At 41.4% G+C, this 13663-nt stretch carries 8 protein-coding genes; 6 read left to right on the plus strand and 2 right to left on the minus strand.

Going from position 1 to position 13663, the window contains the following annotated elements; translation table 11 throughout:
- Nucleotides 1-10: 10 nt before the first annotated feature.
- Nucleotides 11-3724: an amino acid adenylation domain-containing protein gene (locus ACP8HI_RS24340; protein ID WP_438348686.1), complete on the plus strand. Its 3714-nt coding sequence runs from the start codon at nucleotides 11-13 to the stop codon at nucleotides 3722-3724.
- A 121-nt stretch (nucleotides 3725-3845) separates the two neighbouring features.
- On the opposite strand, the gene ACP8HI_RS24345 is transcribed toward ACP8HI_RS24340, so the two are convergent.
- Nucleotides 3846-4637, minus strand: coding sequence for a lipoate--protein ligase family protein (locus tag ACP8HI_RS24345; RefSeq protein ID WP_438351975.1), 792 nt, complete (start codon nucleotides 4635-4637; stop codon nucleotides 3846-3848).
- Between the two features lie 220 nt (nucleotides 4638-4857).
- Between ACP8HI_RS24345 and ACP8HI_RS24350 the strand changes: the two genes are divergently transcribed.
- Together ACP8HI_RS24350 and ACP8HI_RS24355 are read left to right on the plus strand one after the other, a co-directional pair.
- Nucleotides 4858-5469, plus strand: a complete 612-nt coding sequence (locus ACP8HI_RS24350) for a TVP38/TMEM64 family protein (RefSeq protein WP_438348687.1) — start codon at nucleotides 4858-4860, stop codon at nucleotides 5467-5469.
- 69 nt (nucleotides 5470-5538) lie between these two features.
- On the plus strand, nucleotides 5539-6540 hold the full coding sequence (locus tag ACP8HI_RS24355; RefSeq protein WP_438348688.1) for a glycosyltransferase: 1002 nt from the start codon (nucleotides 5539-5541) through the stop codon (nucleotides 6538-6540).
- A gap of 28 nt (nucleotides 6541-6568) precedes the next feature.
- Here the strand turns inward: ACP8HI_RS24355 and ACP8HI_RS24360 are convergent, their stop codons facing one another.
- Nucleotides 6569-8869, minus strand: coding sequence for an AraC family transcriptional regulator (locus ACP8HI_RS24360; RefSeq protein WP_438348689.1), 2301 nt, complete (start codon nucleotides 8867-8869; stop codon nucleotides 6569-6571).
- 182 nt (nucleotides 8870-9051) lie between these two features.
- On the opposite strand from ACP8HI_RS24360, the gene ACP8HI_RS24365 reads away from it, so the two are divergent.
- From ACP8HI_RS24365 to ACP8HI_RS24375, 3 genes are all read left to right on the plus strand, one after another.
- Nucleotides 9052-10581: an extracellular solute-binding protein gene (locus ACP8HI_RS24365; RefSeq protein ID WP_438348690.1), complete on the plus strand. Its 1530-nt coding sequence runs from the start codon at nucleotides 9052-9054 to the stop codon at nucleotides 10579-10581.
- 245 nt (nucleotides 10582-10826) lie between these two features.
- On the plus strand, nucleotides 10827-12395 hold the full coding sequence (locus ACP8HI_RS24370; protein WP_438348691.1) for an extracellular solute-binding protein: 1569 nt from the start codon (nucleotides 10827-10829) through the stop codon (nucleotides 12393-12395).
- 295 nt (nucleotides 12396-12690) lie between these two features.
- Complete coding sequence (locus tag ACP8HI_RS24375) at nucleotides 12691-13659, plus strand: ABC transporter permease (RefSeq protein WP_438348692.1); 969 nt, start codon at nucleotides 12691-12693, stop codon at nucleotides 13657-13659.
- The last annotated feature ends 4 nt before the right edge of the window (nucleotides 13660-13663 follow it).

A 13663-nucleotide genomic window follows, 5' to 3' on the forward strand; every position in this document is an offset into this window, starting at 1 on the left:
GCGGTTGTTGATGAATACCACATTGAAATCAGAAAGTATGAAAGAATATTGGGTGCAAGAACTGCAATCTCCTCTGTCTGCATTGGATATCTATACAGATTTCCCTAAACATCTTGCATCTAGGGAGGTACAGAAAACGACCTTTGTACTAGACGTAAATGCAGAACAAATGAACCATGTTCACAACCATTATGACATAAAAGCATGGATGCTCAGTTGCTATTATGCGTTTCTACACAGAATGACTGGCGAAAGAGATTTCATTGTTGGAGTCAATGATCATAGTGGGAATGTATTACCACTACGAATGGTTTGGGAAGGAGATATTTCATTTCAGCAACTATTTAAGAATATAACAGAAAAACTAAACAGCACTTATGCTGCTAGCTTATCGCTGTCAGAGATCGAATTAATGACGGGGCATTCATCCTTTATGAAGACGATTTACGGAGAAGACAATAAGATGGAAGATAGCGTTCTTAATTGGTTTGTTCGTGAAGAGGAAGGCTTGTGGGTAGCTCATATCACATATCATAACAATTTATTCAAAGAGAATACGATCCGTAAATTCGCACGTCATTTCCAGTGTATTGTGAATGCTGGATTGGTTAACGGTGCGGTTTCCATAGGGAGTATACCTATTTTGACCGAAGAAGATATGGAAGCTTATGCCGAGCTCAATAACACGACCAAGGATTGGTCAGTTACATTAACGATTCCGGCAATGCTTGAATCCGTGGTAAATCGCTTTCCTGGTAAGATCGCTCTTTCCTCTGACCAGGGGAGCTTAACATACAGTCAATTGGACTGTTTATCGAATCAAGTAGCTCATATGCTGATACACAAGGGACTTACCAAAGGTGAATTTGTATCTATCTTCATGGAGAGAAGCATCGAAGCCATTATAAGCATGTTGGGCGTGTTGAAGGCTGGAGGAGCCTACATTCCTCTAGACCCGGAGCATCCTGATGATCGTAATTTCTACATTATTACAGATACTCAATCTCACATCGTTATTACAAAAGATCAATATACATCTAAGTTAGCGGACCTACTGAATGGGAATGAATCAGAAGTCGCTGTATTTTGTCTGGACAAGCAGCTTGAAATGTATTCCGAGGGTCCCGTTGATGTGATCAGTGATCCCGATGATATGGCTTATGTCATCTATACCTCCGGATCTACAGGTAAGCCCAAAGGGGCCATGATCGCACATGCAGGCGTTGTAAATCTTGCCTTGGGAACCAAGGAAGATCTTCAATTTAACGAAGAAGATGTCATGTTGCAGTATTCTACCTTCAGTTTCGATGCATCGGTATATGACATGTACAGTTCAATATGTAGCGGAGCGAGGCTGCATATCCTTAACAATGAACAACGTTTTTCGATAGAATCGTTCACCGCAGCGATTGAAGAAGTCAAGGCGACACGGCTCTGTCTCTTGCCGACCGTATTCTTTAATCAGTTGTCTGCCCATCTTAGTGATGAAGATGCCTTGAAATATAGTGTGATCAAGAGTCTCGTCGTTGGAGGCGAGTCTTTATCCGGGGAGTCCGTCCGAGTATTACAGAGGAAGTTCGGCCATGCAGTTAGAATAATAAATGTATATGGTCCCACAGAAGTAACAGCCTTAACGACCGGCCATGTTATTGATTACGTTGTCCCAGATGATATATCCAGCATTCCTATTGGAGTGCCCCTCACTAATTACGAGGTTCTGATCGTGAACGAGAATGATCAACCTTGTCCATTGAATGTTATGGGTGAACTGCTCATCAGCTCTGTGGGTATAGCTAAAGGTTATTTGAACCTACAAGAAAAGACGAATGAAGTGTTCATTTCGGACCCCATTCATCCGAACTCCGGCAAACGATATTACCGATCTGGGGATATGGTCATGCTGCAAAAGAACGGAATCCAGTACGTGAGCAGAAAGGATTTGCAGGTTAAGATTAGGGGATATCGGATCGAGATCGGGGAAATCGAAGAAAACTTAGTTAAATACGAGAATATCAAAGAAACTGCGATCATTGCCAAGGCAGAAACAGACGGAACGAAGTTCCTTGTCGCCTTCTACACTTCAAAGAATGGAAGAGCTATATCTAAAAGCGAGCTTGTCCAATATTTAAGTAAAAAGGTACCGTCCTATATGGTTCCAAGTTATTTCTGTTATTTGGAAGAGATGCCTGTATCGCCTACGGCCAAAATAGACCGCAAACAACTTGCACTTTATGAAGTGGAAGTAACCGTAGTGGACAATTCTAATTATGAAGCTCCCCGTAATGAATTAGAGCAGGAAATTTCTGAAGCTTGGGAGAAAGCGATGAATCTTACTCACATTGGTATTCACGACGATTTCTTCGAGGTAGGAGGGCATTCGCTGAAGATATTGGAGATTCTCGTTATTCTGAAGCCACGTTTCCCGAAATTAAAAATAAATGATTTCTTCGCTTTTTCTACTATTTCGAAATTGGCGGGAAGAGTGGTCGAGCTAAGGGATACTCTGGTGATGAATAACAACATTACGGACAGTTCGGAGATTCAAGATTTAGTGGAATTTCCGAAATCGTTCGGAACGAACTCTTCTATGGGCGTTAAGGTATACAGTAACAGCCATATACTATTAACCGGAGCTACAGGATATCTGGGCTCGCATCTGCTGTATGAGATCATACAGAGATCCGAAGCGACTGTTTACTGTTTGGTACGTTCATCAGTGAATGAAGATCCTTACCAACGTCTGGTAGGTATCATGAAGACTTACTTCGGGGACGGCATTTTACAGAGGCTTGAAGGTAGGATCGTTGCCGTTCAGGGAGACTTAGAGCAAGAAAATCTAGGGATGATTGATTCTGTAGCGGCGCTATTGAATGACAAGATTGATTCGATCATTCATTGTGCAGCCGAAGTGAAGCATTTCGGAGAGCCAGAGTATTTCGCCAGAGTCAATGTGGAGAGTACGAATCGACTGCTTTCATTTGCTAGAGGGAAAGAACATGTTCGCTTTCACTTTGTGTCTACACTGGGAATTCCGGAAGATTTGGCACTCAGTGACCAATGGCATAAGTTTACTGATCATGAAGCCTACGATTATTCAGTGAGCATTGAGAATGTATATACCAATAGTAAGCTAGAAGCGGAGAAGCTGGTCGTCAGAACTTGCGAGGAAGAAGGCGTCGCGGCAACGGTATATCGTGTCGGGAACCTGTCCTGTCATTCCGAGACAGGTGTATTTCAGAACAATATAAACAATAATGCATTCTATAGAATGCTCAAAGCAATGCTACTCTTGAAGAAGGCACCACAAGTAAGTTGGCAGGTTGATGTGACACCGATAAATTACGCGGGACAAGCGATCGCCGCATTAGCTCTGAGTAACGATACGGTTGGCAGGATGTTTCATATTTGCAACCCTGTACAGATTCCGTATAAAGACATGATCGAAGTTTTCCGCAAATACGGATATGATATAACCCTTCTGGACTGGGAACAGTATGAATCCTGGCTGCTCGACAGCAGTCAACCGAAGGAGCAGATCGGATTGGAGTTAGCTATGGCCCAACTCGAAGGGGATGGTGCCAAAAATTCCAATTATAGATTTGCATGTCCCCAAACAACGGAATATTTACGGGAATTGAATGTAGAGTGCCGGGTACCAGACCAATTATATTTCCAACGTCTTATTGATCATGCTATTACTGTCGACTATTTCGACAAGCCATGATGAGCCGATATAAGGTTTGATAAACGTAGTGGGATGGGGCTTCCGAGATACTAGGAAGCCCTTTTCTATGGGTATTCTCATGTTAAACTATACATTTCCTGATTATTTTCGACTGGGCTCTCTAGGTAACGTTTACTTCATATCGGTGCCGCATGGCTTCGGCCATTTCTCTAATTTCAGTTACTTTCGGTAAGTATAGATCATTAGCTACATCGGACACACTCTGTGCGGTCTGTCCATTACGGATGACATGTTTCACAGCTTCGGCGAATGTTCTAGCAGCGTCAGATCCGATCGGAGTTAGTTCCTCAAGGCTTGCTGTACTATCATCCGTTATTAACGGATAATGGGCGGCTGGTGATTCCCCTGCGGCTCGATCATAGAAGCCTCTTACTAGCTCAGCCCGTTCCTGACCTGAGCCCTCAGCAATAACAAATGCCTGTATGATATAAGCATGAGCTTGCCTCCGCTGAGCAATACCGCAGAATTTGCGTCCCCCAATACTTAGATCGTAATCACCTGGGCAATAGGCACCGCGGATTTCTCCCTTATCCACACGCTGACCTGTATTCAACAGGGCATGTTGAATAAGGGTATACATGAGTTCGAAGTCACGATGAAAGTGGGTATCCCCTTGATCCTTGGGTAATATTAGAGAAATGTTAACGACACCAAGATCGAGTGGAACAGCAGCTCCACCGGAGTTTCTTATGGCGACTTGGTATTGTTGTGAGGCGATCCATTGGCGTCCTTTCTCGGCATCTTCTAGACGACTGTCCCTCATCCCGATAATAAATGACCTCGGCTGGCGCCATAGATGGCAAATAGCTGGACCACCTTTGCCTGTATGTCTGCAGAGGATTTCGTCCAATGCAAATGGATAAAGTGGATCACACTCTGTTAATTCATTCATTCGGTCTAGTATGATTAGACGATCTAGAATGGGATGATTGATTTCACTCACAATGATGATCTCCTTTTTAAGCTATAATGAGGATGCTTAATTTTATTATTTTATCATGAAGGAAGGCATCTTCCTTCAATTATATAGATAGTAGAAGGATATGGTATGATGTGAAGATGATATTGTCAGGAAATATGAGCTATATACGCGAGATAGGTAGGTGTACATTATGATAGCTGCAATAGATATTATGTCCATGCTGACAGAGGAGAATATGAAGGAGTTATTGGAGAGGTACCGTGAATTCGGTCCACTACCGGGCATTCTTCTGACGTTTATGAAATCATTCATACCTCCATTACCTACTTTGATCATCGTGGGTGTAAACGCTGCAGTATATGGATTGTGGCTTGGATTTCTATATTCATGGATTGGTTTAGTGAGTGGTTGCTTGGTGACTTTCCTAGTCGTCCGAAGGGTCTCGTCACTTCCTTATTTTCAAAAGTGGGCACAAAAGCCTAAAGTTGCTAAGAGTATGATATGGATTCAGCGGAATGCTTTTAGTTATGTGTTTCTTCTAGGGATATTTCCGGTGGGGCCGTTTGTTGTCGTTAATATTGTAGCAGGTGTAGCTCGTATGCGCATATGGTCTTATCTGATAGCTGTTACTTTGGGTAAAGGTATTATGGTATTCTATGTTTCCTATATTGGACATGACTTGCAGAGTTTTGTTGAGCATCCTATTCAACTGGTGTATGTCCTGTTATTTATTGCAATATCTTTTGTCATCATTAAGAAGATTGAAGGTTACTTCACAAGGACATCAGTGGGGCTAAAGTGAGTAATAACGATATGTACCGTCTGTTATATGGGTCATACGAATACTAATGATAGATAGGATGAACTATAGATGAAAAAAGTCGGACTGGTTATGAGGAAAATACAATTTGCGGAGTCTCAGGGTCCTCGTGTGTTTGCGGACCGCCTGCAGCAAATTGGCAAGGAACTGGGTGTGGATATTGTATTTATATCCCCTGAGCGTCATGTTAGCGCTCACGATTGGATTCCGGGGTATGAGCATGAGAAGGGTGATTTGGTCAATTATGATATTGTGCTGGATCAAATAAATTCGCAACAAATTGAGCATGTTATTTACACCGTTTCGGGATTTACATATTTGAAGATGTTCATTAAGAACAGCGTACTGTTTCCACATAGCTTTCCAGACCCGGCACTGACAGGTTATGAGATGATGAAGCCCTTTTATCAAATGGTAGATAAGGCCGTAGTTCAGACCGAATTCCTGAAGCAAGAATTTGCCCGTCATTATGGTGTGACAGATGTGGATGTGATCCCGATTGGATTCAATGAGGGTCTAGCTGAACAGCATTTCGATCCCACGCGGATCATCGACAATCGCATTCTATGGATTGGCAGGGACGAAGAGAATAGACGACCTGATCTTGTGCTAGAATATGCACGCTTGAATCCGGATAAGGAAGTCATCATGGTGTTTGGCGGTGAACGCTATAAGGAAAGTATGAAGAAATATAATATTCCTACTAACGTGAAGTTACAGTTCGCATTATCACAAGCGGAGATATTTACGCTTATGAATTCATCGAAAGTATACTGGAGTTGCTCCAAATTTGATACTTTTGCTATGCCGCTGACTGAGGCTTTGGCGATGGGGAAGATTATTGTGAAGCCTGAACATCCTTGTTATGGTCACATTAGCTCGACGCATGCCTTCTCTGGTAACGATAAGAACTGGTTCGAGCTTGTTAATATGGCTGCGGCCTCACCACATAAGTTCTCGTTCGACAACCGAGCTTATGCTTTTGAGACATTCTCCAGCCGGGTGATGAAAGAGGGATATCGTAAATTCTTCGATACATGGTTAAGCCAGTAAGAGATGAAGGGATTAAGGGATGAACCCCTTAATCCCTTTGCTTCTTATTGTCCCGATATTGACCCGGAGTCATATCTTCCTGCTTACGGAAGGAACGGATGAAGTTCTGAGAATTGTTGTATCTTAACTTTGCCGCAATATCCTTAATAGGCATATCCGTAGTTTCCAACCATTTCTTCGCCATATTGAACCTATACATGGTTAGATATTCGCTGAATGAATGGTTGGTTTCTTTACGGAAAACGCTACTTAAGTAATTGGCATTATAATGTAGTCTTGAAGCGCATTCTTCTAACGTCAGATCCGTATCATAATGATGCTGAACCAGATCGATAATTTTCTCCGATATATTATGGTATTGTTCGTCCTGTCTATCCATGAAGATTTTAATGATGGGATGAATGACCATGCTCCAGAACCAATCCTCAATTTCAGCCACGATATGCAGGTCAATCAATTCCTCAAATAATGAGCCGTTGGCATGATAAATTTGGTTTAGGCTAATGCCTGATTCCTGCATCACGATCAATAGATTGTTCAGCAGGCGCGTCAGTGGAACTTGATATTCTTGCGGTGAGAGCTCCAAAGAGAAGATACTTTTAAAAATAAGGTTGAGAAGTTCCTTTGCTTTATCTGTCTCGGCCAGTTTGATCGCATCGATCAAGTCGTTCTCTGTATGTGCAGGGTAAGTTAAGTTCAAATAATGGTTACCAGAGTTAACGTTCTCATATTGAATGATGATTCCTTTGCCGAGTTTAATTCGGTGCTTCAACGCTTCTAATCCTTCTTTGTAGGCAATGGCTATTTTATGGAATGAATGGAAGGGTAGACTTAACCCAATGCTCACCTTTAGATCCAGATAGCTATTGATTTCTTGTTGGAGACGCTCAGTCAATGCATAGAGAAAGTGATGGAAGGTCTCAGGATCATCCAGAGTGCTCCCAATCAATGTGACGACCGTATGATCCATGATGACAGGTGCGAGCCGCTGTGAAGTAGGAATCACTTCCTCAATCATGTTATGCGCGGCGTACAGCAATAGATTTAGATCCCGTTTCTCATAGCGAGAATCTTCACCATAATCGATGGAAAGTGTCACAACAGCCATGGTCTTCCACTCTAGCAGCTGGGAATGGTAACCAAATTGCTCCAGTTCCTCTAATAACTCTCGTTGTTTAATATTTCCTTGGAAGGCTCTGATTAGGAAAAAGGTACGGACATGCTGAATATGCTGTTGAACCTCTTTCTCCAATTGGGATTTAGACTGAAATAAATGGTGGATCTGTTCACCAATAACTTGGAATTCATTCGTATGCTTCGCTCGAACGTCTGTTACACGTTGCCCCATTTGGTTGAGTAATCGTTCGATCGGTGAATACATACGCCGAGAACCGAGCCAAGCCAGCAGAATAGACAGTACTAGCATGAGAGCGCATACATATAAAGTGAATGCACCGATCTTATTCGATTGTTTCGTCATACTCTCGATGGAAGTGACGGATAAATAAACCCATCCATTGAGTTCTGAATGAAGATATGAGATAGAGTGGGCTTTATCATGAATCTTTGTAGTCAATTGCCCAGAATGTTTTGTTTCGTCGGTTAATGACGTGAAATCTTGAATCCCACTTGCACTTAAGGGTTTTCCAATCAAGGAACGGTCGGGATGGAGTAAGATGACATGGTGTTCATTCGCAATGATAATGCTATCTGATTGACCCGCATCCGAAGTGATGAAATCTTGTAGATTACAGGCAGGAATATTCGCAATTGCAAGTCCATACTTCTCAAGATTAGCTGTCGGCAACTTTTTAATAAGACTGATACTATAATTGCAGTCCGTTGCACTTGTATTCTCTTCGCTATAGAACCATATCGACGGATTGATTATCCATGATGTGCTATTGGGGCTGTCCATCAATCCAGTCAAGTTATCAACATATTTATACTCGTCTAATCGGTATAGACCTGAATTCTTGATCATCCAATTCTGGCGTTCATTGATCAAGATGACATCCTCTAATTTCGTATCAAAGGATTGCATGTTGCGCATCTCATTCCTTAAATCATTATATAATGTGAAATCGTTTACATTTATTTGTCTAGTTAAAGCATTTTTCAACATAGATGAGTTAACGACCTGATTCAAAGTGTGGTTGACAGTCGTTAATTTATGCTCTACATTGGAATTAATTTGCGAGATAAGTTCCATTTTACCCTTATTTACATTTTTCTGTATTTCACTAGAAGAGGTGAAATAGGAGAATGAGCCGATAAATATGACAGGAAGAGTGCTTAATACAAAGGTGAATATTGTTAGTTTTCTCAAAAAGCTTAATGACTTCACACCATTCAACACCCATCATGAGGAAGTAGATACATCTTAATTTTATAGAGTAGGCAGTGCTAGGACAATAATCATCTTCGATGAAGATAATCATTATCTTAGAATTAGAGTTACTTTAGCTTATTATGACTAGATAACACAGTTTCATCAAGGGGAGGATAAGGATGATTAATACATATCGGAGTAGAAGTACCGCCGTTTCGTATCTAATATTTATGGTGCTTTCGATTTTTTTAATTAGCGCATGTTCGAGTGAAGGGAGTTTGGGTCGGGCGAAAGCAAAGGATGATGAGCGTCCGAGCATTTCTATCATGGCACCACTTCATTTCCCCCATCCACCTACAGATGAGATTATTCAAGAACTTGAGAAGTTAACAAGCACAAGGCTTGATATCGGTTGGGTACCGGAAGGCATATATACAGATAAAATGAACACTGCACTTACGACGAACTCCCTTAAAAAGGTCACCTTTGTGAAATTTACAGATTACACCCTAGTGAAGAATGAGATCAGATCTGAGGCGTTCTGGGAAATTGGTCCGTATTTAAAGGAATTCCCTAACTTGAAGGAGCTAAACTTAGCTTATCTGGAGCAAGCTGCCGTAGATAACAAAATCTATGGATTATATACGGAACGACCGTCATCAAGGCAAGGAATTATTATTAGGGAAGACTGGCTTGATAACCTTCATCTCAATAAGCCTCAGACGTTGGATGAGCTATATGAAGTCATGAAACAATTCACGTTTAATGATCCGGATCAGAATGGAAGTAACGATACGATTGGTTTGGTTGATCGTAATGATCTAGTATATGGTGTGTTCAAGACGCTTAGTTCTTATTTCGGAACACCAAACAATTGGAAAATGGAGAATAATCAATTTATTCCTGAATTTGAAACGGCTGAGTATATGAATACGATGAATTTCATGAAGAAATTATACGATGAGAAGATTCTGAATCAGGACTTCGTCTTTACGAGCAAGGAAGTTCAGCGGGACCAACTTATTCGAGGAACAGCGGGCGTATATATTGGGAGTATGACCGATGTGCAGAGACTATCCAATGAGGCTAAAGCGATTAACCCTGAGGCTAGGTTAGGATTGATTAATCGGATTGAAGGCCCAAGTGGATATAAAGTATGGTCTATTCCTAATTATAATGGACTTTATGTCTTTTCTAAAAAGGCGATAAAAACGGAAGCTGAATTGAAAACAATTCTTGGATTCTTCGATCGAACGATGGATAGCGACGTTGTTAATCTGATGATGTATGGTTTCGAGGGAAAGCACTATAACGTGAAGGATAACTTAGTTATTCTCCCAGAGGAAACCTCGCAGCTGAGAGTGAAAGAAGTCAATCCTTTGTATACGATGATCATTGCAGGGCTTAGTAATCCTAACATTATGGAGGTCGGTGAGAAAGAATCGATGACAGCTCTTGCAGATCAGTTAAGTGAAGATAATGAACACTTCTTAGTTGATGATCCGACGGTTCAGTTGAGCTCCGAGACGTATGATGAGAGAAATGTGGAGCTGACTACCATTATTACGGATGCTACGTATAATTATATTCTTGGAAATTTAACGGTTGAGGGATTCGAACAAGTGGTTGAGAGATGGAAACGTAATGGTGGAGACCTTATTATACAACAATATAATGAGGCTAAAGAACGAATGGAAGCATTGAAATAAGGGTGTACTAAGTCAAATGATCTGGGATGACCGCTACGCAGTTGGATTGTCCTTCCGATCCATCATATGAACTCCCCGACCAAGGACGCCGAAAGGCGTCTTTCTTATGTTTGTTATCATGATAATCATTTGAACAGATGGCTGTAGGAATGCCCATTTATGAGTAAATGATTGTTTTCGTAATCAGATAAGGCGTGTAGTGTGGGACTTGTAAACAATACAAGTTAAATGGAGGTCAAGATGGTATGAAGAAAAAATCATTTTCCATGTTGCTTACTGCACTGTTAATGTTCAGTGTCGTGTTATCTGCTTGTTCAGGTGGCAACAACGGTGGAAACAAGGCTCCAACTGCTTCTAACAATGGGGGTAACACCACAGCAGTGGTAGAGAAAGAGAAAGAGAAAGATCCAGAGCCAGAGAAACCGACAGAGATTAAGATCATGCTTCCATTGAACACCTCAGAGGCACCACCAGACACGATAAAGAATGAACTTGAGAAATTAACTAACACGAAACTGACATATCAATTCTTCCCAGCAGACACATATGAAGAGAAATTGAATTCATCATTTGCTACTGGCTCTTTACCACAAGTGACTTATCTGAAGAATCAGACAACATTCATTCAGATGAAAGAAGCAATCAAAGACGGACAGTTCTGGGAAATAGGTCCTTATTTAAGCGAATTCCCGAATTTGAACAAATTAAAACCTGAAATTCTTAATAATACGAAAGTGGATGGTAAGCTATACACGCTTTATATCGGTAGACCGCTTGCGCGTCAAGGAATTATCTACCGTAAGGATTGGGCAGATAAACTTGGACTAAGTGCACCAGCCAATGTAGATGAGTTGTTCGAAATGGCGAAAGCATTCACAGAGCAAGATCCCGATGGTAATGGACAGAAAGATACGACGGGTATTGTTGACCGTAACGAATTGATCTACGGTGCTTTCAAAACGGTATCTGCATGGTTTGGAACACCGAATACATGGGGTGAGAAGGACGGTCAACTAGCGCCAGAGTTTACCTTCTCTCAGTACATCGACACAATGGACTTTTTCAAAAAGGCACGTGAAGGTGGCTACATGAACCAAGATTTCGCTGCAACTAGTAAAACAGATGCTGTGAATATGTTCAAAAGTGGTAAAGGGGGTCTCTATATCGGGGGATCCATGCAAGATATTGATTCACTTAACAAGGACTTAGTTAAGAACTTCCCGGATGCTGTTCTGGATACGCATAGTATGGTTGCAGGTCCGGATGGAAACTTCGCGCAATGGATGATTCCAGGTTATAACAACGTGGTCTTGTTCCCGAAATCTGCTGTGAAGGATGAGGCAGAGCTCAAAAAGATACTTGCTTTCTTTGACAAAATGATGACTCCTGAAGTTTCTAATATGATGTTCTGGGGAATTGAAGGCGTACACTATACTGTTGAGAATGGTCAAGCTAAACCAGGAGAGGACAAAGAACTGATCGAACGTGAAGTAAAAGGCTTCAAAGATAGCGTCATCGGTGAATCAGAAACGAATGGAATGTATGAAAGCTTGAACCTTCTTCCAGGTAGAATTCATGCAGAAGAATTAGTGCTTGCGAATGTTAAAGTGGGTGTGCCGGATCCGACGGCTGCTCTAGATTCAGCCACTTTTACAGAAAAAGGTGTTGAGCTTCAGCAAATTATTACGGATGCAACATACAAGTATATGTATGGACAGCTTGACAAGGCTGGTTTTGAAAAAGAGGTTGAAAGCTGGAAGAGCCGTGGCGGGGAAAAAATTATTGAAGAGTATAACGCTGTGTATAAGAAATAGTAATCTAGCTTGAATGGATGACTGAAAGGTAGAACAAATGAGGCTGTTGATCGATTTCAACAGCCTCGTTAGGTGTTCAAAAAGTCAACTTTTCAGCACCGAGAAGATTGAATGAAGCTAGGGAGTGAGGAGCGGAGCGTAGGCAGTACCTACGTGAGCACCGGAAGAATCGGCTGAATTCAATATTCGATGTCGAGTAAGCTTCTTGGTAACCTTCGTGATCAAAAGGTGACTTTTTGAACTACCTCTATTAGATAAATTATGTTTGGATTATGATGGAGAAAGGAAGAGTATCATGCAGGAAGTGGCCGTTCAACCCAGCAATGCTCCTGAACCGCAACGTGTGAGTGGTAAAAGCAGTAGTGAGCTCAAAAAGCGACTGTGGAGAAACAAATGGCTCTATGTCATGGTTACACCAGGAATACTGTATTTTCTTGTATTTAAATATTTGCCTATGTACGGATTAATTATCTCATTTCAGGATTACAAACCCTATAAAGGAATCATGGGTAGCGAATGGGTTGGGATGAAGCATTTCAATCGGTTATTTACAGAGCCAGATTTCTTGAATATTCTCATGAATACCCTTATTTTATTCGGATTGAACATTCTTATATATTTTCCGATACCGATAATACTTGCTCTAATGTTGAATGAACTCAGAGGGACCTTTTTCAAAAGATTCTTTCAGACACTCGTCTATTTACCCCATTTCATGTCATGGGTTATCGTCGTCTCGATCTCCTTCGTTATGGTAACGATGGATGGAGGGATAATCAACGAACTACTTGTGTTTTTCGGGTTTGAAAAGGTTAACTTCCTGCTCAATCCAAGTTGGTTCAGACCAATGTATATCATTCAGGTGATTTGGAGAGAAGCGGGTTGGGGGACGATCATTTATCTAGCTTCCATTGCTGCAATAGACCCTGGGCTCTATGAAGCAGCGCGCATGGATGGCGCCGGTCGCTTGAGGCAAATCTGGCATATTACGCTTCCTTCCATTAGAGGTGTAATTATCACATTGTTTATTTTGAAAATTGGTTCCGTACTCGATCTTGGATTTGAACACGTGTATCTACTGCTTAATTCCATGAACCGAGAAGTTGCTGAAATTATAGATACGTATGTATATACTGCTGGTTTGAGACAAGGCCAGTTCAGTTATAGTACTGCCATTGGATTCTTTAAATCGATTATTGGATTGATTATGGTCATGTCGGTGAATAAAATATCTAAGAAAATGGGAGAAGAAGGCGTTTATTGATATG

Source organism: Paenibacillus sp. FA6 (assembly GCF_051550225.1).
GTDB lineage: Bacteria > Bacillota > Bacilli > Paenibacillales > Paenibacillaceae > Paenibacillus_AQ.